This is a genomic window from Mycobacterium sp. SMC-15 (genome assembly GCF_045310925.1).
GTDB lineage: Bacteria > Actinomycetota > Actinomycetes > Mycobacteriales > Mycobacteriaceae > Mycobacterium.
The window spans coordinates 1-21,438 of the sequence record NZ_JBJIAJ010000005.1; the positions used below are offsets into that span (position 1 = coordinate 1).

Consider the following 21,438-nt stretch of genomic DNA (forward strand, 5'->3'; position numbering starts at 1 on the left):
CAAGAGCCAGGCACCAGGTGAGAAGAACCCAACCACCGCAACGCGGCACCGTCGAGACTGACACTGAGTGTTTGCACGCGACACGCCGCGGCTTGACGTACAACTGCGCACCTTCGCGCGCGGCCGTTAGTCCTGGTATTCCACCGCGCCGTCGTCGAGCACCACCCGCGGGTTGGCGCCGTCGGGACCGGCCGCCTCGGTGCGGAACACCGCCTTGCCCGGCTCGGTCCGCCAGATCGAGGTGGTCAGCGTCTCCCCCGGGAACACCGGGTCGGTGAACCGCGCCGAGATGGCGCTGACTCGGCTGGCATCGCCGCCACCAAGCTCGGCGACCAGCGCACGACCGGCGAAACCGTAGGTGCACAGCCCGTGCAGGATCGGCTTGGGGAAGCCGGCCAGCGTGGTGGCGAACCACGGGTCGCTGTGCAGTGGATTGCGGTCGCCGGAGAGCCGGTACAGCAGCGCCTGGTCCTCCCGGGTCGCGTACGCGACGCGTGAATCCGGTTGCGTGTCGGGGATTTGCGGCGCGACCGCCCGTTGCCCGGGTTCCCCGCCGAAGCCACCGGCCTTGCGGATGACCAGGGTGGTCAACGTCTCGACGACCAGTTCGGAGGTCTTCGAATCGGTGCCGCGCGCCCGCAGCATCACGACGGCGTTCTTGCCCTCGCCCTTGTCCTGGATGTCGGCCACCTCGGCCACCACCTGCAGGCTTCCGGCGGGCGGCAGCGGCGCGAACAGTCGCACTTCCTGGGAGCCGTGCAGCAGCAGCGCCGGGTTGAACGTGCCGATCTTGCCGACGGCCGCAAAGCCCATGCAGCAGATGACGGCGTAGGTGGGCAACACCTGCTGCGGGGTGTCATGACTGTTCTCGGTGGTGAACGCCAGATCGGCTGTTCCGGCGCCGACCCCGAGCGCGTAGAGCATGGTGTCGCGCTCGGTCCATGCGAACGGCATCGGGTCAGCGGTCGCGCCAATGGCCGTCGGATCCAGTGCCACGGATTCTCCTTCACCAGGGACGAATGGGCCCCCACCATTTCAGCAGAACCGGTCGCGTCAGCGCCATCCACACGGCAGGCTGTCGGCATGGGGAAGCACATCTGGAACCGCACCGGCACGCTGTTCGCACTGCTGGCGGCGGCGCTGGCCGCGGTCCTAGTGCTCAGCGGCTGTTCGGGGACACCGCACCCGCGCAACATCACCCTGACGCTGGTCCGGCACGCGGAATCCGAAGCCAACGCCGCCGGAATCCTCGACACGTCGGTGCCCGGCCCGGGACTGACCGACAAGGGCCGCGTCCAGGCTCAGGAAATCGCAGATCAGCTCTCCCGCGGCCACCACGACGGTGTCTACGCCTCGTCGATGGTGCGCACTCAGCAGACCGCCGCCCCGTTGGCCCGCGAACTCGGACGGCAGGTGCAGATCCTGCCCGGGCTGCGAGAGATCAGCGCCGGTTGGTTCGGCGACAAGCCCCGATCGGTGGCCAATTCGGCGTATTGGCTTGCCCCGCAGGCATGGCTGCACGGTGACCGGACCGCGGCCATCCCCGGCTCGATCGACGGCAACCAGTTCAACGACGAGTTCGGCGCCGCGATCCAGCAGATCTATGACTCCGGCGACACCAACCCGGTGGCGTTCGCACACGGGGCATCGATCGCGACGTGGACCCTGATGAATGTCAAGAACCCCCGCGATGAGCTGTTGATCGACCATCCACTGCCCAACCTCGGCAAGGTGGTGATCACCGGCAACCCGGCCACCGGCTGGAAACTGCTGGATTGGGACGGGATTCGCGCATTCTGACCTCAGGCGCCGATGAGCACGTCTGACGGCTCCGATGCCCCGGCCGGTTTGACCGACACCGGACGCGTGGAGGCGTTCAGCGACGGCGTCTTCGCGATCGCGGTGACCCTGCTGGTGCTCGACCTCAAGGCACCCGAGCACGCCCCCGGTCAGCTGCTGGAGGGACTGATCGGGCAGTGGCCGGCCTACCTCGGCTACCTCGCGTCGTTCGGCTACGTCGCGGTGATCTGGCTCAACCACCACCAGGCGTTCATCGCGATCAAACAGGTCAACAAGGGCGTACACCTGGCCAACATCGCGCTGCTGTGCACCACGGCGCTCATCCCGTTTCCGACCGCGGTGCTCTCCCGCGCGTTCATCGACGGCGCCGATGCTCACGACGCCCGTACCGCCGTGGCCCTGTACGCCGGCATTCTGGCGGCCATGTGCGCCAGTTGGCTGCTGCTGTTCGACCAAGTCGGCCGGTGCCCCGACCGGCTGGCCGCCGACGACGCGGATCCGAGCGTGTTCGCCGCCCAACGGTTTCGGTCGATCACCGGGATCGTCGCCTACCTGGCGGCGGGCGCGATCGGCGTGCTGTGGTCGCCGATGGTCGCACTGGCGGTTTTCGTCGTGATGCCGGCCTTCTACGCGTTCAATATCCCGGGCATCGGACGGCGAGACCCAACTCACCATTGACGTAGCCGAGCCAAGCGACCACCATGACCGCATGCGTTATGTCGTTACCGGCGGTACCGGGTTTATTGGACGGCGAGCGGTGGCCCGAATTCTGGAGCACAGTCCCGATGCGCAGGTGTGGGTGCTGGTGCGCCGCGCGTCGCTGGGCCGCTTCGAAGCCCTGGCCTCTCAGCACGGACAGGCGTGGAACGAGCGGGTGAATCCGCTGGTCGGCGACCTGACGGAAGAGAACCTCGGGTTGACCGACTCGGTGCTCGCCGAACTGGGCGACATTGATCACGTGCTGCACTGTGCGGCCATCTACGACATCACCGCCGGTGCGGCCGAACAGCAAGCAGCCAATGTCGAGGGCACTCGCGCGGTGATCGGGCTGGCGCGACGGCTCGACGCCACCTTGTCGCATGTGTCGTCGATCGCGGTGGCCGGCGACTTCGCCGGCGAGTTCACCGAAGACGACTTCGACATCGGCCAGAAGCTGCCGACCCCGTATCACCAGACCAAGTTCGAGGCCGAAGCGCTGGTGCGCTCGGCACCGGGACTGCGCTACCGGGTATACCGGCCGGCGGTGGTGGTGGGCGATTCCCGCACCGGCGAGATGGACAAGGTCGACGGGCCGTACTACTTCTTTCCGCTGCTGGCCAAGCTGGCGGCGCTGCCCCGGCTCAGCCCGATGGCGGTGCCGGACACCGGACGCACCAACGTCGTTCCGGTCGACTACGTCGTCGATGCGCTGATCGAGTTGATGCACGCCGACGGATATGACGGGCGCACCTTCCACCTCACCGCGCCGCGCTCCATCGGGCTGCCCGACATCTACCGGGCAGTTGCTCGAGAGGCCGGGCTTCCGCCGCTGCGCGCCACGCTGCCCGGGGCCGTGGCGGCCCCGGTGCTCAACGTCCGCGGACGGGCCCGGGTGTGGCGCAACATGATGGCCACCCAGCTGGGTCTTCCCGCCGAGGTGCTCGACCTGGTGAACCTGCGACCGACGTTCGTCGCCGACGCCACCCGCGCGGCGCTGGGTGGCCACGTCCGACTGCCCGAGTTCGCCGACTACGCACCGACGCTGTGGCGGTATTGGACGCAGCATCTGGATCCCGACCGGGCCCGCCGTGACGATCCGGCCGGGCCCCTGGTCGGGCGGCACGTCATCATCACCGGGGCGTCCAGCGGGATCGGCCGGGCCTCGGCGATCGCGGTGGCCGAGCGCGGCGCCACGGTGTTCGCGCTGGCCCGCAGCGCCGGCGCCCTCGACGAGCTGGTGGCCGAGATCCGCGCCGGCGGCGGACAGGCCCACGCGTTCAGCTGCGACGTCACCGATTCGGCGTCGGTCGAGCACACGGTCAAGGACATCCTGGGCCGATTCGGCCACGTCGACTACCTGGTCAACAACGCCGGCCGGTCGATCCGCCGCTCGGTGGTGAACTCCACCGACCGGCTGCACGACTACGAGCGCACGATGGCGGTCAACTACTTCGGAGCGGTGCGCATGGTGCTGGCGCTGCTGCCGCACTGGCGGGAACGCCGGTTCGGGCATGTCGTCAACGTCTCCAGCGTGGGGGTACAGGCGAACAGCCCCAAGTACAGCGCGTACGTGCCCACCAAGGCGGCGCTGGACGCGTTCGCCGACGTGGTGTCGACCGAAACCCTTTCGGACCACATCACGTTCACCACCATCCACATGCCGCTGGTGGCCACCCCGATGATCGCGCCGACCGGAAAACTGGTGCCGATGGGGGCGATCAGCGCCGAACACGCGGCGGCCATGGTGGTGCGCGGCCTGGTCGAGAAGCCGGACCGGATCGACACCCCGTCGGGCACGCTGGGCCAGGCCGGCAACTACTTCACACCCCGACTGTCACGCCGGATCCTGCACCAGCTTTATCTGGGCTATCCGGACTCGGCCGCCGCCCGCGGCGTGGCACCGGCCGAAGCCGTTGCGGCGCACCCGACTCGACGCCGACCGAAGCGGCCGTCGCGGGCGATCCCGCGGGTGCGGGTGCCTCGCCCGGTCAAGCGGGCGGTGCGGTTGGTTCCGGGCGTGCACTGGTGAGCCTGCGCTCGTGACGCTGCCCGTCTTCGCCGACTTCGACACCGGCGTCGACGACGCGGTCGCGCTGGTGTACCTGCTGGCCAGCCCGGATGCCGAACTTGTCGGGATCGCGTCGACCGGCGGAAACGTTGCGGTGCAGCAGGTCTGCCGCAACAATCTGGCGTTGTTGGAACTGTGCGGGACGACCGGAGTCCCGGTGTCGCGGGGCGCCGAGGTGCCGCTGAACGGCCCGGTCCACACCGCGGAGAACATCCACGGGCCGCAGGGGCTGGGGTACGCCGAGTTGCCGCCCGGCACCGGACAGCTCACCGGATACGACGCCGCCGCGGCCTGGGTCGCCGCCGCACGGGAACACCCGGGGCAGCTGATCGGGTTGGCCACCGGCCCGCTGACCAACCTGGCATTGGCACTGCGGACCGAACCCGCACTGCCCACACTGCTGCGTCGGCTGGTGATCATGGGCGGCGCGTTCTCCGGCGAACGGTCCGGCTGGGCCGAGTTCAACATCGGATTCGATCCGGAGGCGGCCGCGCAGGTGTTCACGGCGTGGGGAGCAGTTGCGCCGCAACGGCTCCCGATCGTGTGCGGTCTGGATCTGACCCGGCACATCGCGATTACGCCGGCGATCCTGGCACGGCTGGCCGCACCGGCCGGCAACCCGGCGGTTCGGATGCTCAACGACGCGCTGCGGTTCTATTTCGAGGCACACGAGGCGCGCGGCTACGGCTATCTGGCGTATCTGCACGACCCGCTGGCCGCGGCGGTCGCGCTGGAACCCACGCTGGTGACGACCCGCCCGGCCGCGGTACGGGTCGAGCTTGCGCCCGGAGACACGCGCGGGAGGACGATCCCCGACTGGGATGCCGCACAGCCCAACGCGCTGATCGGGGTGGGCGTCGACCCGGCGGCGTTCTTCGACCGGTTCGTGCAACGGGTCAGCGCATTCGCCGGCGCTCTCCCACCGAACGTGTACTGAGGGCGATCTCGGAGCCGAATTCTCGTCCTGAGTGCACGTTCGGCGCGGGGACGCCGATCGGGCAATTGACCTGGTTCACTCGTACACCCCCTCCAGATACCACCGCCGCAGCCGGTAGCACAGCAGCAGCGCCTGCCCGGGTGCCGCACTTCCCGGCGAGTCCTCCAGCAGCGCCTGAACCCGGGCGGTGCGCCCGGAGCCCGGCCCCTCCCGCTGCGGGTCCCACCACCGTTCGTCGACCGGCCAGGGGCCGGCCCACCAGCGCAGCCGGTCGTCGCGGCCCCGGGCGACCAGCCACGCCGGGTCGGCGGAGAAGAATCCCCGGCCCGTTACCCGGATCGGATTGCGTTCGGCGTCAAGCAGTTCCACCGGGTCGTCGAGCAGTACCGCCGGCGACGGCTCGGGGAGCCGGCCGGGCCACGGCTGGCGTGGGTCGGCCAGCGGCACCGGCTCATCCCCCAGCGGGGTCAAGGTGATGCGCTCTGCGGGACCGCGGCCGCCGGAGAGCACCGGCACCCGCACCGCTTCGGGGCCGAGCAGGCCCTGCACCCGTACCAGGGCACGGCGGGCACGCAGCCGGTCCTCCTCCCCGAGGCCACCCCACAGCGGCAACTGCAGCGCCTCGGTAGCCGAGAGCACCTCCACCGGCTCCAGTCGCAACAGCGTCACCGGACCGGTCGGCCGGTCGGAGCCGACGCGGCTGTTCAGCCAGCCATCCAGCTGCCAACGCACCCGATCCGCGGTGGCGTCCTCGGTCAACGGCTCGGCGCACCGCCACACCCGGGTCAGCTCTTCCCCGGTGTCGGTGACGGCGTGAATGGCCAGCCGGGTGCAGCCGACCCCGGCGGCCATCAGCGTCCGGTGCAGCACCCCGGCCAGCGAGCGGCCGGCGAACGCCGCGGCGTCGACCCGGTCGATCGGCGGATCACAGTGCAGCACGGCCTCGAGATCCGGCGTGGGTTCCCGCCCGGACGGCCCGCGTTCGCGCTCGGCGCGAGCGAACCGGTGCGCGGTGAGCGCGTCGGGGCCGAACCGCGAAGTAACATCCGGGCGGGGTAGCGCCGCGAATTGCCCGATGGTCCGAATACCCAAGCGCCACAACAAATCGACCAGGCCGTCACGCCCCGGCCCGGACAGACTGGGCTCGGCGGCCAGCTGACGGATCGACAGTGCCGACAGGAACCGGGCGTCTCCCCGAGGCGGCACCACGGCGCCGGCACGCGCGGCAAGCACCGCGGTGGAGAGCCCGTCGGCGATCCCGACCTGGCATTCGACGTCGGTCGCGGCTACTGCGTCGACGAGACGTTCGGCGGCTTGCTCCTCGGAGCCGAAGGCCCGTACCGCGCCGCGCACCGACACCACCAGCAGTCCGGGCCGCAACACCTCGGCAGCCGGCATCAGTTCGTCGACCGCAGCCAGAACCGGCTCGAACAGCCGGGCATCACGATCGGTGTCGGCGGCCACCACGTGCAGTGCCGGACAGCGCGCCGCCGCTTCTCGGCGCCGCAGCCCGCGCCGCACCCCCGCCGCACGGGCGCCCGCCGAGCAGGCGATCACCCGGTTGGCGAGGGTGACCGCAATCGGCGCGGTGGCCGGCAACCCCGCCGCGGCCGCCGCGGCAACCGCGGGCCAGTCCATGCACCACAGCGCCAGTACTCGAGAGTCGGCCATGAGAGGACTCGCTACCCGGCCTTGGTTCGCCCGGCCACGCGTCCGGCGGCCCGCACCTCGAGCCGCACCGCGCCGATCCGGCCGAACCCGGCGATGGCGCCGCAGCCCGTCATCTTGTCACCTATGGTCTCGTAGCCGCTCACCCGAGCGTCCAGCTGCAGCGCCGTGCCCTGCCAGGTGCCGCCGGAGACCAGCAGGGCACAGCCCCGCTGGCGGGCGCGGGCCAGCACAACCCGGGTGCGCGCCGGCGGCACCGATCGGCCGCCCAGTCCGAGCACCACCAGATCCATGCCGTCCATCAGCACCGCAGCCACCTCCACCGGGTCGTTGCCCGGGTCGGGAATCACCGCGAGCCGGCTCAGGTCGGCGCCCATCTCGGATGCGGCCAGCAGCCCGAGGTCCGGCTGACCGACGATGGCCGCGTTACCCCCGGCCGCCGTCACCGCGGCCACCATGCTCAGCATCAACGAGCGGGCCCCCGAGAGCACTGCCACCGTGCCGCGCGGCAGTCCGACGGGCAGCACCTCGGCCAGCAGCGACGGGACCGGCAGCACCGAGTCGGCGGCCGGGGCCGCCGAAGAGGTCGCAGCCGACGGCCCGGCCCCCCGCCGGCCCGCACCCACCTTGCCCGCCACCGCCGCCATCTGCCGACGCAGCTGTTCCAGCTGGTCGGCGCGATTTTCTCCGGAGCTATGACGTTGCCCCAAGTCCACTGCCGCCGTCATGATCGCCTCCGGGAAACACTCGAATATGTTCGAAACTATGTTCGATTGACCCGAGTGAACACTCCCCCACCGACAACCGTCAAGCCGGATCTCCCGGCGGCGCATCAACGGCCTCGCGCGCCCCATCAGCACCGCCGCCAAGGCCACCGGCCGCCAGGGTTGGTACATAGTTCAAAATATGTAACACTGTTCCGCATGACCCGATCCGTGGAGTCCGACGCGGCTACCGACGCCCTGCCGCTGGGGCCGCAATCCCTGGTGTGGCGCTACTTCGGCGACAACCGAATGTTCTTGATCGGGCCGCGGCCCGCGGTGCTGCAGAACATGCTCGCCGAACTCGGCCAGGGCGTGCTGGATCACTCGGTGTTCTTCACCGACACCGCCGCCCGCATCAAGCGTTCCCTGCCGCCGATCTTCATGACCGTCTACGGCGCCGAGTCCGACAACCCCGGCCAGCAGGTCCGCGACTTCCACCACAACATCAAGGGGACGATGCCCGACGGAAGTCGGTATCACGCCCTGGATCCCGAGACCTACTTCTGGGCGCACGCCACCTTCGTCGAGCAGGTGCTGTACTTCGCCGACACCTTCGTCAAGCGGCTGACCCCCGCCGACAAGGAGCGGATCTACCTCGAATCGAAGACCTGGTATCGCCGCTACGGTGTCAGCGATCGGGCGATGCCGGCCGACTACGCCGAGTTCGAGCGCTACTGGAATCAGATGCTGGACAAGGTTCTCGTCGACCACCCGACCGCCAAGTACGGCGTCGGCTATGTCACCAAGGGCTTCCCCTGCCCCAAGGGGATGCCGCCGGCACTGTGGCGGGCGATCTCGGTGGTCTTCAATCCGCTCGCGGCGTTTCTCACCACCGGCGGTATGCCGCCGAGCACCCGTGCCCAACTGGGCCTGCCGTGGAGTGCTCGACAAGAGCGTCGCTATCAGCGGTTCGCCGCGGCCTGTCGGTCGCGGCCGGTCAACTGGGCATGGGATCATTTGCCGATGCGACTGCGCTACAACCAATTCGCCTATGCCGGCTACACCCGGGACTGACTCGGCGACCACCGCCATCCTCGATGCCGCGGTCGTCGAGTTCGAGCAGCATGGCTTCCGGCGGGTCGCACTCGACGACGTCGCTCGCCGCGCCAAGGTCAGCCGCACCACCATCTACCGCCGGTTCGCCGGCCGCGATGAGCTGGTCGCCGCGGTCATCGACCGGGAGAATGCCGCACTCTACGACGAGATCGCGGCCGAGCTGAAAAGCTCTGGCGCCCAGTCGAATTACTATGTCGAGGCGTTCACCTCGGCGATCATGCAGTTTCGCCGGCATCGGGTGCTCAACCGGATGATCACCGACGAGCCGGCACTGGCCCTGGAACTGGGCCGACAGCACTACGACGCGATCGTGGACCGGATGTCCGAAGCGCTACGGGTGATCTTCCCGGCCGGGTTCGCCGAACGCATCGGCCCGCAGGTCGTCACCGAACTGGCCGACACCATCCTGCGATACGCGGCGCTGGCCCTGTTATTGCCGTCGCGCGAACCGCTGGATTCCGCCGAGGACATCCGCGCGTTCGCGACCGTGCATTTTCTGCCCAGCCTTCCCCTGGCGCTGCGCGCAATGCCGGTGTAGGGCAGTTCAAAACCCCCTCGGTCAGCGAGCCGCACCGACCCCCATCGAGGCGGCCACCTCGGGCATGTAGCGCTCCGCCAGCAAGGTCGCGACGGCCTCGACATCGCTGGCCAGCGGATACATGTGGCGATATTGCAGAACCTGTTTGCCGATCAACCCAAGCCGCTCGGTGAACGTCGGCATACGGCCCGGATCCAGCAACGGTGTGTTGAACGGCGCGCAGTCGGAGCGCTGAAACTCAAAAGCCGCGCTGATCCGCGGCGCGGCCCCGAGCCGGCTGCCGCGCCCGCCCCAGTGCAGCACTGCCTGATTCCAGGCGAACATTGTGCCGGCCGTGGCGGGCAACGCCCGAACGTCCTGCACATTGCGGACCACGGTGTTGTCCGGCCCGTCCCATCGACGCTGGACGAAACGATCGTCGAGATGGGCGGGCAGCACGTACATGCATCCGTTCAGCGGGTTGGCATCGCTGAACGGAAGCCACACAGTCAACGTCCGCGGCGAGTTGTCGTCGTCAAGCGTCCCGATCACCCGGTCGCGGTGCGGGCCCCAGCCCACGGCGTTATCGCTGGGATTGACGTGCCAGACCCAGAAGTCGGGCAACGCCTGATACCCCTCGCCCATCACGCTGGTGAGAAACTCCGAAAGCCCCTGGAAAGCCAGCCACAGCTCGTCGTAGACGAAGGCGAAAGCCAGTGGGATCCCTTGCTGGAACAGCGTCGACACCCCCGCGCGAATGGGCGCGATGGCCGCCTCCGGCAGCGCGTCGGGGACCTGGACGTAGCCCTCGCGCTTCAGGTTGGCCAGCTGGGTGTCGAGCTCGCCGACCGCAGCGGACGGGCGGGCGCCCCCGGCTTCTATCGACATTCCCGGGCACAGCTGCGCCCAGAACTCGCGACGCTGGGCGTCGGCAGCCGAAAGCGCAGCAATCATCGTGGCTACTCCCACTCAATAGTGCCGGGGGGTTTGCTGGTGACGTCCAACACTACGCGGTTGACCTCGGGAACCTCATTGGTTATCCGGGTTGAGATCCGCTCCAGCACCTCGTAGGGCACCCGAGTCCAGTCGGCGGTCATGGCGTCCTCGCTGGACACCGGCCGCAGCACGATCGGATGGCCGTAGGTGCGGCCGTCGCCCTGCACCCCTACCGAACGGACATCGGCCAGCAGCACCACCGGGCACTGCCAGATCTGGTGGTCCAGGCCGGCGGCGGTCAACTCCTCGCGGGCGATCGCGTCGGCCGCCCGCAGCGTCGCCAGCCGCGGTCCGGTGACCTCGCCGACGATCCGGATGCCCAGCCCGGGACCCGGGAACGGTTGGCGCGCAACGATCTCCTCCGGCAGTCCCAACTCGCGTCCGACCGCGCGCACCTCGTCTTTGAACAGCAGCCGCAGCGGCTCGACGAGGCTGAACTTCAGGTCGTCGGGCAGCCCGCCGACGTTGTGATGACTCTTGATGTTCGCGGTGCCGGTGCCCCCGCCGGATTCCACCACGTCCGGATACAGCGTGCCCTGGACCAGAAACTCGACATCGTGGTCTCCCAAGGTGTCTCGCACCGCACCCTCAAACGCCCGGATGAACTGGCGCCCGATGATCTTTCGCTTGCCTTCGGGATCGGACACCCCCGACAGCGCGTCGAGGAACACCGCTTCGGCATCCACGGTGACCAGCTTGGCCCCGGTGGCGGAGACGAAGTCGTTCTGCACCTGCTCGCGTTCCCCGGCACGCAACAACCCATGGTCGACGAAGACACACGTCAGCCGGTCGCCGATGGCGCGCTGCACCAGCGCCGCGGCCACCGCGGAGTCCACCCCGCCGGACAGTCCGCAGATGGCGTGGCCGTCGCCGATCTGTTCGCGCACCTGCTCGATCAGCGCATCGGCGATGTTGGCGGGCGTCCAGGCCGCGTCGATGCCGGCGAACTCATGCAGGAACCGGCTGAGCACCCGCTGCCCGTACGGGGTGTGCAGCACCTCGGGGTGGTACTGCACCCCGGCCAGTCGGCGGGCACGGTTCTCGAACGCGGCCACCGGAGCACCCGCGGTACCGGCCACCACGGTGAACCCGTCCGGCGCGGCGGTCACCGCGTCGCCGTGGCTCATCCATACCGGCTGAGTGCCCGGCAGACCCGCGTGCAGTTCCCCGCCGGTCACCGTCAGTTCGGTGCGGCCATACTCACTGGTCCCGGTGTGCTCGACGGTGCCGCCCAGCGCGGCCGCCATGGCCTGAAAGCCATAACAGATGCCGAACACCGGAATATCGAGGTCAAACAGCGCCGGATCGAGCTGGGGGGCGCCCTCGGCGTAGACGCTGGCCGGTCCGCCGGACAGCACGACCGCCAGCGGATCGCGCGCGGCGATCTCTTCGACGGTCGCGGTGTGCGGGAGGACCTCGGAGAACACCCGCGCCTCCCGAACCCGGCGGGCGATCAATTGGGCGTACTGCGCGCCGAAGTCGATGACCAACACGGGGCGAGAAGATGGTGATGACACGCAAAGAGTGTAGTGGCGGCAAAAGTCAGCCGAGCCGACGGCGGGCATGGTGAAGTGGAGGCACACCGGATCGCCGGAGGGAGAACACGTGCTGGGTCTGCCCGAAACGGTGCGTGCCTGCCTGTTCGACCTCGATGGAGTGCTTACCGACACCGCAAGCGTGCACACCCGCGCCTGGAAATCCATGTTCGACGCCTACCTGTCGGCACGTGCCGAACGCACCGCCGAGCCGTTCGTGCCGTTCGACCCCGAAGGTGATTACCGGCGCTTCGTCGACGGCCGCAAACGCGACGATGGAGTGCGCGCGTTTCTGGCCAGCCGCGGCATCACCCTTCCCGACGGCACCGATGACGACCCGCCCGACGCCGAAACCGTGCACGGCCTGGGCAACCGCAAGAACGAGGCGTTCCGGGTGACGTTGCAGGCCGACGGGGTGGAGGTGTTCGAAGGGTCCCGGCGCTACCTGGCGGCGGTCACCGATGCCGGCCTGGCCACCGCGGTGGTGTCGGCCAGCGCCAACGCCGGTACAGTGCTGGCGCTCACCGGCCTGGAGCGCTTCATCGGCGAACGGGTCGACGGCGTGACGCTGCGCACTGAACACATCGCGGGAAAGCCCGCGCCGGACTCGTTCCTGCGGGCCGCGCAGCTGCTCGGTGTCGCCCCCGCCGCATCCGCGGTGTTCGAGGACGCGCTGTCGGGGGTGGCGGCCGGTCGAGCCGGCGGGTTCGGCTTCGTGGTGGGCGTCGACCGGGTGGGCCAGCGCGACGACCTACTGAGCCACGGCGCCGACGTCGTCGTCACCGATCTAGCGGAACTGATGTGAAAGCGGGCCGATGATCTCCGAGGATTACTTTCCGATAGAACCGTGGCAGATCCGCGAAACCCACCTCGACCTGGATCTGCTCGGGCAGACCGAGTCCCTGTTCGCCCTGTCCAACGGACACATCGGTCTGCGCGGCAACCTCGACGAGGGCGAACCGCACGGCCTGCCCGGCACCTACCTGAACTCGTTCTACGAGGTGCGGCCGCTGCCGCACGCCGAGTCCGGATTCGGTTACCCGCAGGCCGGGCAGACCGTCGTCGACGTCACCAACGGCAAGATCATCCGGTTGATGGTCGACGACGAACCGCTGGATGTCCGCTACGGCGAGCTGATCGACCACGAGCGCATCCTCGATCTGCGGGCGGGCACCCTGTCCCGCCACATCCACTGGCGCTCACCAGCGAAAAAACAGGTCAAGGTGCATTCCACCCGACTGGTTTCGCTGGCTCACCGCAGCGTCGCGGCCATCGAATACGTCGTCGAGGCGATCGACGAATTCGTCCGTGTGACAGTGCAATCCGAGCTGGTCGCCAATGAGGACCAACCCCCGACCTCCACCGACCCGCGAGTGGCGGCGATCCTGGAGAACCCCCTGGAGGCCGTCGAATGCGAGAACACCAACACCGGTGCGGTGCTGGTGCATCGAACCCGCACCAGCGAACTGATGATGGCCGCGGCCATGGATCACGAAGTCGAGGTACCGGGGCGCGTCCAGGTCACCACGATGACGATTCCCGACGTGGCGGCGACCACCGTGGTGTGCGGTCTGCGCCCGGGGCAAAAACTGCGCATCGTCAAGTACCTGGCCTACGGCTGGTCCAGTGAGCGGTCTCGGCCCGCGCTGCGCGATCAGGCCATCGCGGCGCTGACCGGTGCCCGCTACAGCGGCTGGCAGGGGCTGGTCGACGCCCAGCGGGCCTACCTCGACGAGTTCTGGGACGGCGCGGACGTCGAGGTCCACGGCGACCCGGACTGCCAGCAGGCGATCCGCTTCGCACTGTTCCACCTGCTGCAGGCCAGCGCCCGCGCCGAACGCCGCGCCATCCCCAGCAAGGGCCTGACCGGCACCGGGTATGACGGCCATACCTTTTGGGACAGCGAGAGTTTCATTCTGCCGGTGCTGATCTACACCGCTCCGTACGCCGCGGCGGACGCGCTGCGCTGGCGGGCGACAACGCTCGATCTCGCGCGCGGGCGAGCCACCGAGCTGGGGCTGTCCGGCGCGGCCTTCCCGTGGCGGACGATCCGTGGCCAGGAGTGCTCCGGGTACTGGCCGGCGGGCACCGCCGCCTGGCACATCAACGCCGACATCGCAGCGGCGTTCGAGCAGTACCGGGTGGTCACCGGCGACCCCACGGTGGAGCAGGAATGCGGGCTGGCGGTGCTGATCGAAACCGCGCGGCTCTGGCGCTCGCTCGGGCACCACGACCGGCACGGAGTGTGGCACCTGTACGGGGTGACCGGCCCCGACGAATACACCGCGATCGTCCGGGACAACGTGTTCACCAACCTGATGGCCGCCCACAATCTGCGCACCGCCGCCGAGGCGTGCGCCCGCCACCCCGACGCCGCCCACGAACTGGGGGTCACCACCGAGGAGATGGCCGGCTGGCGGGACGCGGCCGACGCGGCGCACATCCCCTATGACGAGGAACTCGGGGTGCATCCCCAGTGCGACGGCTTCACCACGGCCGCGGAATGGGACTTCGACACCCGCAACACCTACCCGCTGCTGCTCAACGAACCCTATGTGCGGCTGTATCCGGCGCAGGTAGTCAAGCAGGCCGATCTGCTGCTGGCCATGCAGTGGCGCAGCCACGCGTTCACCGACGAGCAGAAGGCCCGCAACGTCGACTATTACGAGCGGCGCACGGTGCGCGACTCGTCGCTGTCGGCGTGCACCCAAGCGGTGATGTGCGCCGAGGTGGGGCACCTGGAGTTGGCCCACGATTACACCTACGAGACCGCGTTCGTCGACCTGCGCGATCTGCACGACAACACCCGCGACGGCCTGCATATGGCGTCGCTGGCCGGGACCTGGCTCGCCCTGGTCGCCGGGTTCGGCGGCCTGCGTGACGACGCCGGCGTACTGTCGCTGGACCCCGCACTGCCGGACGGGATCTCACGGCTACGGTTCGGGTTGCGCTGGCGGGGATTTCGGGTGACGGTCGACGCCAACCACAGCGAGGTCACCTACACGCTGCGCGATGGCCCCGACGGTCGGCTGACGATCAACCATGCCGGCGAGGACATCGAGCTGAGCACGCAGTCCCCGACGACGCTGCCGGCCCGTCGGCGTGAACCGTTGCTGCCCACCCCCACCCAGCCGCCGGGGCGCGAGCCGCAGCACCGGCGGGAGGTCGCGCGGTAAACCCGTGCAATAGCCCCGCGGTTTCGGCGCGGTTGCGCCCGCTCAGCGGGAATTACCGCGCCGAAATCACTACTTCCAGCGCAGCGCACCGAAGGCGCTGTCGGGCACCGCGGGGTTCTTCGGCGCGATCGGGTCCAGCCGCCGGTAGACCTCGCCCTGGGCCGGCCGCAGATCGTCCTCGCCCTTGTTGGGCCACAGCGACGCGGCCCGCTCGGCCTGCGCGGTGATCGACAGCGACGGGTTGACGCCGAGGTTGGCCGAGACCGCCGCGCCGTCCATCACCGCCAGGGTCGGGTAGCCGTACACCCGCTGGTAGGGATCGATGACACCGTGCTCGGGGCTGTCCCCGATCGCCGCCCCGCCCAAGAAGTGCGCGGTGAGCGGGATGTTGAACAACTCACCCCAAGTGCCGCCGGCGACGCCGTCGATCTTGGCGGCGATGCGGCGGGTGACCTCGTTGCCGACCGGGATCCAGCTCGGGTTCGGCTCGCCGTGGCCCTGCTTGCTGGTGTAGCGGCGCAAGCCCAGCTTGCCGCGTTTGGTGAAGGTGGTGATCGAGTTGTCCAGGTGCTGCATGACCAGGGCGATCACGGTGCGCTCGCTCCAGTCCTTGGGGTTCAGCAGCCGCAGAATGTTGCGGGGGTCTTCACGGCCCTGGTTCAGCAGTTGCTTCCAGCGCGGCACATCGGTACCGCTCGGCCCGGTGCCATCGGTCATCAGGGTCTGCAACAGCCCCATGGCGTTGGAGCCCTTGCCGTAGCGCACCGGTTCGACGTGGGTGTCAGCGGTGGGGTGAATCGAGGAGGTGATCGCCACGCCGTGGGTCAGGTCCAGGTCCGGGTTGACGTTCAATGTCGCCGCACCCACGATCGATTCGGAGTTGGTGCGGGTCAGCACGCCCAGGTTGTCCGACAGCTTGGGCAGCTTTCCCTTGTCGCGCATCTTGAACAGCAGCCGCTGGGTGTTGTAGGTGCCGGCCGCCAGGATCAGGTGCCGGGCGGTGAAGGTCTTGCGGTGCCGGCGCGCACGCAGGCCGGTTCGCACCGTCGTCACCTGCCACAACCCGTCGGCGCCCTGCTCGAAGGCCGTCACGGTCGTCATCGGATGTACCTGCGCACCATTCGATTCCGCCAGATACAGGTAGTTCTTCACCAAGGTGTTCTTGGCGCCCCAGCGGCAGCCCGTCATGCATTCGCCGCACTCGATGCACCCGGTGCGCTTCGGGCCCACCCCGCCGAAGAACGGGTCGGCCACGGTCTTGCCCGGCGCCTGAGCCCCGTCCTCACCGAAGAACACCCCGACCGGGGTGGCCACGAACGTGTCGCCGACCCCCATGTCGTCGGCGACCTGCTTGACGATGCGATCCGCGTCGGTGAACGTCGGGTTCTTGACCACGCCGAGCATCCGCTTTGCCTGGTCGTAGTGCGGCATCAACTCGGCGTGCCAGTCGGTGATGTGCGCCCACTGCTTGTCGGCGAAGAACGGCTCCGGCGGCACATAGAGCGTGTTGGCGTAGTTCAACGACCCGCCGCCGACCCCGGCGCCGGCCAGCACCATGACGTTGTTGAGCAGGTGGATGCGCTGGATGCCGTAGCAACCCAGCTTCGGCGCCCACAGAAATTCGCGCAGATGCCAGGAGTTCTTGGCGAAATCCTTGTCGGCGTATCGGCGACCCGCTTCCAGCACACCGACCCGATAGCCCTTCTCGGTCAGCCGCAACGCACTCACGCTGCCACCGAAACCCGAGCCGATGATCAGGACGTCGTAGTCAGGCTCCATAGCCAGCAAGTATGACCGTACTCACCGGTAACTTGCTAGATAGGCTGCCCTTACCTGCCAGGCTCAGGAACCGACGGTCAGGCCGACCTTCTGGAATTCCTTGAGATCGCAGTAGCCGGCCTTGGCCATCGACCGGCGCAGCCCGCCGACCAGGTTCAGCGCGCCGAACGGGTCGTCAGAGGGGCCTTCGAGCACCTGCGCCAGGCTGGGACGCTCCCCGTAGGCGACCTGCATCAGCGCGCCGCGCGGCAGGGACGGGTGGGCGGCAGCCGACGGCCAGTACCAGCCGTCGCCCTGCGCCTCGGCCGCGGCCGCCAGCGGCGTGCCCAGCACCACCGCGTCGGCACCGCACGCGATCGCCTTCGCCAGGTCCCCGGACGTGTGGATGTCACCGTCGGCCAGCACGTGCACGTAGCGCCCGCCGGTCTCGTCGAGGTACTCGCGACGCGCGGCGGCCGCATCGGCGATCGCGGTCGCCATCGGCACCGAGATGCCCAGCACCTCATCGGAGGTGGTCACCCCGGAGGTGGAGCCGTAGCCGACGATCACCCCGGCCGCACCGGTCCGCATCAGATGCAGCGCGGTGCGGTGGTCGATCACCCCACCGGCCACCACCGGGATGTCGAGCTCGGAGATGAAGGTCTTCAAGTTGAGCGGTTCCCCGGCCCCGTCACGGTCCACGGCAACCCGCTCGGCGGAGATGATGGTGCCCTGGATGACCAGCAGGTCGACACCGGCGGCCACCAGCGCCGGGGTCAGCGCCGCGGCGTTCTGCGGGCTGACCCGGACCGCGGTCGTCACTCCGGCGTCACTGATGCGCGCCACCGCGGCGCCGAGCAGCTCGGGGTTCAACGGCGCGGCATGCAACTGCTGCAGCAGCCGGATTGCCGCCGACGGCTCCGGCTCCTTGGCAGCGGCCTCGGTGACTTGAGCGATCTTGGCTTCGACGTCGGCATGCCGGCCGATCAGCCCCTCGCCGTTGAGCACCCCCAGCCCGCCGAGCCGGCCCAACTCGATCGCGAACTCCGGGGAGACCAGCGCGTCGGTGGGATGAGACAGCACCGGCATCTCGAACCGGTAGGCATCCAGCTGCCAGGCCGTCGACACGTCCTTGGATGAGCGAGTACGCCGAGACGGCACGATGTTGATGTCGTCGAGCTCATAGGTGCGACGGGCGGTGCGGCCCATGCCGATCTCAACCATGTCACGCATGACGGGTCAGCCTCGTTTCTGTTTCGCTGCGCGAGAATACGCCGGACGAACGCCTGCTTAACGCACGTAGTAGTTAGGCGCTTCGACAGTCATGGTGATGTCGTGCGGGTGGCTTTCCTTCAAGCCCGCGGCGGTGATCCGTACGAATTGTGCCTGCTGCAGCGCCTCGATGGTGGCCGAACCGGTGTAGCCCATCGCCGCCCGCAGCCCGCCGGTGAGCTGGTGGATGACCGTGCTCAACGGGCCCCGGAACGGCACCCGGCCCTCGATGCCCTCGGGCACCAGCTTGTCCTCGGAGAGTGCGTCGTCCTGGAAGTAGCGGTCCTTGGAGTAGGACTTAGCTCCGCCGCGGCCCTGCATGGCTCCCAGCGAACCCATCCCGCGGTAGCTCTTGAACTGCTTGCCGTTGACGAAGATCAGCTCGCCGGGCGACTCGGCGGTGCCGGCCAACAGCGAGCCGAGCATCGTCGTGGACGCGCCGGCGGCCAGCGCCTTGGCGATGTCTCCGGAGTACTGCAAGCCACCGTCGGCGATCACCGGTACACCGGCCGGTGCGCAGACGGCAACGGCCTCCATGATGGCGGTGATCTGCGGCGCGCCCACCCCGGCGACCACCCGGGTGGTGCAGATCGAGCCGGGGCCCACCCCGACCTTCACCGCGTCAGCGCCGGCCTCGACCAGCGCGGCAGCTCCGCTTCGGGTGGCGACGTTGCCACCGACCACCTCGACGCGCTCCCCCACTTCGGCTTTGAGCTTGCCGACCATGTCCAGCACCCCGCGGTTGTGGGCGTGCGCGGTATCCACGATCAGCACGTCCACCCCGGCGTCCACCAGCGTCATCGCCCGTACCCAGGCGTCGTCGCCGACGCCCACCGCGGCCCCGACCAGCAGCCGGCCGTCGCTGTCCTTGGTGGCCAGCGGGTGCTGCTCGGTCTTGACGAAGTCCTTGACGGTGATCAGCCCGGTCAGCTTGCCGTGGCCGTCGACGATCGGCAGTTTCTCGATCTTGTGCCGGCGCAGCAGGCCCAGCGCGGCGTCGGCGGAGACACCTTCTTGCGCGGTGATCAGCGGCGTCTTGGTCATCACCTCGGCGACCGGCTTGTTCTCGTCGACCTCGAACCGCATGTCGCGGTTGGTGATGATGCCGACAAGGGAGCCGTTCTTGTCGACGACCGGCAGCCCGGAGATCCGGAAGCGGGCGCACATCGCATCCACCTCGGCCAGGGTGTTCTCCGGTGTACAGGTGACCGGGTCGGTGACCATGCCCGCCTCGGACCGCTTGACGGTCTCGACCTGGCCGGCCTGCTCGGTGACGGGCAGGTTGCGGTGCAGGACGCCCATGCCACCGGCGCGGGCCATCGCGATCGCCATCCGTGCCTCGGTGACGGTGTCCATCGCGGAACTGACCAGCGGCACCTTGAGCGTGATGTTGCGCGTGAGCCGACTGGCGGTGTCGGCGGTAGCCGGCACCACGTCGGACGCAGCCGGAAGCAGCAGGACATCGTCGAAGGTCAGCCCCAGCATGGCGATCTTGGGGGACTGTCCACCGACCGCACCATCGGCGTACACCACATCATCTTGCGGGCCCATGGCACCGGTCATCGGAGCGCTGACCTCTGTTTTGGACAACCAACGGCCATCTGGGAGCCTCCACTACAAAGCCGGGGTGAGAAGTCCATCCTAATAGCGTCCCGCGAGCGCTTTCGCCCGCCACCACCCTTGACCCCCGACGGCGTCCCACGGCCCACCGCTGGCGTTCTGTCATGGCGACTGCGTACCCTGATGGGCGTGCGTGACCACCTGCCACCCGGTTTGCCACCCGACCCGTTCGCCGACGATCCGCATGACCCGTCCGCCGCACTGGACGCCGTCGAACCGGGCCAGCCACTGGACCCGCAGGAACGGACCGCGGTCGAGGCCGACCTCGCGGATCTGGCGGTCTACGAAGCGTTACTGGCGCACAGGGGAATTCGCGGCCTGGTGGTGTGCTGTGACGACTGCCAGCAGGACCACTACCACGACTGGGACATGCTGCGCGCCAACCTGCTGCAGCTGCTCATCGACGGCACCGTCCGCCCGCACGAGCCGGCCTACGACCCAGAGCCGGACAGCTACGTGACGTGGGATTACTGCCGCGGCTATGCCGATGCGTCGCTCAACGGGGCGACCTCGGAAGCCGACGGTTACCGCTGATCAGGGCTCAATACCAGTAACCACCGCGGTGGCGCACCAGCTCCGCGGCGTCCTCGCGCAGGCCGCGTAACTCTTCAGCCGTCCGAGTATTACTGCCGATATCGGCCAACATGCATGCCAGCGCCCATCGCAACGGAATCAACCCCAGCCGGTCGGTGTCCAGCAGCGCTGCCTCGGCCACCACGCGCGCCCGGTCGAGATTTCCCGCGCAGCACAGCGCGCCGGCCAGCACCACCTGACTTTTCACCCGGTGCCGCACCATGACGTCGCTCGCGAGCTCGCACGCCTGCTCGGCATGGCGCACCGCGGTGGCTCCGTCGCCGGTGACCATCGCCAGTTCTGCGGTCACCCAATGCCGGCGGACCGCCAGGCGCGCCTGCGCGGTGGACGGCTCCGGCTCGACTCGGCCCAGCAGTGCCGCCGACGCCGCGAAACGCCCGACTCCCAGGGCGTCGGCGGCCAACCCGACCAACGCGTCGGCGCGGGCCACATAATCGTCACCGGCCAGCGCCAGCGCCCGGCCGTCCACACCGCGGGCCAGAACGTGCCCGCCGAGCTGGCGCAGAAACGAGCCCCGGGTGCTGTAGGCCAGGGACACCAGCGGGCCGGCCGGCGCCTCGCGCAGCAACGCCGCCAGATCGGCGGCGGCGCTGGCGTAGCGCCCCTGCCCCCCGGCCGCGACGGCGCGCAGCCACCGCTGCCGCGGATTGGTCGCCTTCGGCAGGGGCCAGCGGCCGGGCTCATCGCCGAACGCGGCGGCCGCCAAGACTGCATTTGGGTCCTCGATCATCGCTGCGCGACGTTACGCGGTACGGCCTACGCATAACCACTCCACAGAATGCGGAATAACATCCACTCTCACGGAAACTCCACCCTTTTAGGCCAGCCTTTCTTAACCATCGCGTTGGTTTTACTTCAGATCATTTAGTTACCGTCCCCTCGGCGCCGGAAGACAGCCGGCGCTGTTTTACGCGCACCACCTGAGACACCGCTCGACAAGCCGCATCCCAAAGGTCCGGCCCGAACAGCGTTTTGAGA

The 21,438-nt window shown here is 68.9% G+C and carries 18 protein-coding genes; 9 read left to right on the plus strand and 9 right to left on the minus strand.

Annotated elements, in window-relative coordinates; translation table 11 throughout:
- Positions 1 to 126: 126 nt before the first annotated feature.
- On the minus strand, positions 127 to 996 hold the full coding sequence (locus ACJH71_RS08740; RefSeq protein ID WP_406757638.1) for a MaoC/PaaZ C-terminal domain-containing protein: 870 nt from the start codon (positions 994 to 996) through the stop codon (positions 127 to 129).
- 87 nt (positions 997 to 1,083) lie between these two features.
- Between ACJH71_RS08740 and ACJH71_RS08745 the strand changes: the two genes are divergently transcribed.
- The 4 genes from ACJH71_RS08745 to ACJH71_RS08760 are packed head-to-tail and all read left to right on the plus strand — an operon-like array spanning position 1,084 to position 5,504.
- Complete coding sequence (locus tag ACJH71_RS08745; protein ID WP_406757639.1) at positions 1,084 to 1,800, plus strand: histidine phosphatase family protein; 717 nt, start codon at positions 1,084 to 1,086, stop codon at positions 1,798 to 1,800.
- Between the two features lie 12 nt (positions 1,801 to 1,812).
- Positions 1,813 to 2,478: a TMEM175 family protein gene (locus ACJH71_RS08750; protein ID WP_406757640.1), complete on the plus strand. Its 666-nt coding sequence runs from the start codon at positions 1,813 to 1,815 to the stop codon at positions 2,476 to 2,478.
- Positions 2,479 to 2,509: 31 nt separating this feature from the next.
- Entirely contained in the window at positions 2,510 to 4,528 is a 2,019-nt protein-coding gene (locus ACJH71_RS08755) for an SDR family oxidoreductase (protein WP_406757641.1), read from the plus strand.
- Positions 4,529 to 4,538: 10 nt separating this feature from the next.
- Entirely contained in the window at positions 4,539 to 5,504 is a 966-nt protein-coding gene (locus ACJH71_RS08760; protein ID WP_406757642.1) for a nucleoside hydrolase, read from the plus strand.
- A gap of 75 nt (positions 5,505 to 5,579) precedes the next feature.
- On the opposite strand, the gene ACJH71_RS08765 is transcribed toward ACJH71_RS08760, so the two are convergent.
- Both ACJH71_RS08765 and ACJH71_RS08770 read right to left on the minus strand, forming a co-directional pair.
- The gene (locus tag ACJH71_RS08765; protein ID WP_406757643.1) at positions 5,580 to 7,175 is read right to left on the minus strand and encodes a DNA polymerase Y family protein; all 1,596 of its coding nucleotides are present in this window, start codon (positions 7,173 to 7,175) and stop codon (positions 5,580 to 5,582) included.
- 11 nt (positions 7,176 to 7,186) lie between these two features.
- Positions 7,187 to 7,900, minus strand: coding sequence for a hypothetical protein (locus ACJH71_RS08770; RefSeq protein WP_406757644.1), 714 nt, complete (start codon positions 7,898 to 7,900; stop codon positions 7,187 to 7,189).
- Positions 7,901 to 8,095: 195 nt separating this feature from the next.
- Here ACJH71_RS08770 and ACJH71_RS08775 point away from each other — a divergent pair, with 195 nt between their 5' ends.
- Positions 8,096 to 8,950, plus strand: coding sequence for an oxygenase MpaB family protein (locus tag ACJH71_RS08775; RefSeq protein WP_406757645.1), 855 nt, complete (start codon positions 8,096 to 8,098; stop codon positions 8,948 to 8,950).
- Entirely contained in the window at positions 8,928 to 9,530 is a 603-nt protein-coding gene (locus ACJH71_RS08780; RefSeq protein WP_406757646.1) for a TetR/AcrR family transcriptional regulator, read from the plus strand. The genes ACJH71_RS08775 and ACJH71_RS08780 overlap by 23 nt, the downstream gene beginning before the upstream one ends.
- A gap of 21 nt (positions 9,531 to 9,551) precedes the next feature.
- On the opposite strand, the gene ACJH71_RS08785 is transcribed toward ACJH71_RS08780, so the two are convergent.
- Both ACJH71_RS08785 and guaA read right to left on the minus strand, forming a co-directional pair.
- Positions 9,552 to 10,463, minus strand: coding sequence for a phytanoyl-CoA dioxygenase family protein (locus ACJH71_RS08785; RefSeq protein ID WP_406757647.1), 912 nt, complete (start codon positions 10,461 to 10,463; stop codon positions 9,552 to 9,554).
- A gap of 5 nt (positions 10,464 to 10,468) precedes the next feature.
- Positions 10,469 to 12,022: a glutamine-hydrolyzing GMP synthase gene (gene guaA / locus ACJH71_RS08790; RefSeq protein ID WP_406757648.1), complete on the minus strand. Its 1,554-nt coding sequence runs from the start codon at positions 12,020 to 12,022 to the stop codon at positions 10,469 to 10,471.
- Between the two features lie 46 nt (positions 12,023 to 12,068).
- Between guaA and ACJH71_RS08795 the strand changes: the two genes are divergently transcribed.
- A complete protein-coding gene (locus ACJH71_RS08795) occupies positions 12,069 to 12,845 on the plus strand; it encodes a beta-phosphoglucomutase family hydrolase (protein ID WP_406757649.1) in 777 nt (258 codons plus the stop codon).
- A 10-nt stretch (positions 12,846 to 12,855) separates the two neighbouring features.
- Positions 12,856 to 15,216: a glycoside hydrolase family 65 protein gene (locus ACJH71_RS08800; RefSeq protein WP_406757650.1), complete on the plus strand. Its 2,361-nt coding sequence runs from the start codon at positions 12,856 to 12,858 to the stop codon at positions 15,214 to 15,216.
- 69 nt (positions 15,217 to 15,285) lie between these two features.
- On the opposite strand, the gene ACJH71_RS08805 is transcribed toward ACJH71_RS08800, so the two are convergent.
- The 3 genes from ACJH71_RS08805 to guaB all read right to left on the minus strand — a co-directional run bounded on the left by ACJH71_RS08805 (position 15,286) and on the right by guaB (position 19,809).
- A complete protein-coding gene (locus ACJH71_RS08805) occupies positions 15,286 to 16,995 on the minus strand; it encodes a GMC oxidoreductase (protein ID WP_406757651.1) in 1,710 nt (569 codons plus the stop codon).
- A gap of 63 nt (positions 16,996 to 17,058) precedes the next feature.
- Positions 17,059 to 18,198, minus strand: a complete 1,140-nt coding sequence (locus tag ACJH71_RS08810; protein WP_406757917.1) for a GuaB3 family IMP dehydrogenase-related protein — start codon at positions 18,196 to 18,198, stop codon at positions 17,059 to 17,061.
- 66 nt (positions 18,199 to 18,264) lie between these two features.
- On the minus strand, positions 18,265 to 19,809 hold the full coding sequence (gene guaB, locus ACJH71_RS08815) for an IMP dehydrogenase (RefSeq protein ID WP_406757918.1): 1,545 nt from the start codon (positions 19,807 to 19,809) through the stop codon (positions 18,265 to 18,267).
- 186 nt (positions 19,810 to 19,995) lie between these two features.
- Between guaB and ACJH71_RS08820 the strand changes: the two genes are divergently transcribed.
- Positions 19,996 to 20,400 carry a DUF5319 domain-containing protein gene (locus ACJH71_RS08820; RefSeq protein ID WP_024440345.1) on the plus strand — a complete coding sequence of 135 codons (405 nt, stop codon included), beginning with the start codon at positions 19,996 to 19,998 and terminating at the stop codon, positions 20,398 to 20,400.
- 7 nt (positions 20,401 to 20,407) lie between these two features.
- Here the strand turns inward: ACJH71_RS08820 and ACJH71_RS08825 are convergent, their stop codons facing one another.
- Complete coding sequence (locus tag ACJH71_RS08825) at positions 20,408 to 21,190, minus strand: hypothetical protein (RefSeq protein WP_406757652.1); 783 nt, start codon at positions 21,188 to 21,190, stop codon at positions 20,408 to 20,410.
- Positions 21,191 to 21,438 lie beyond the last annotated feature (248 nt).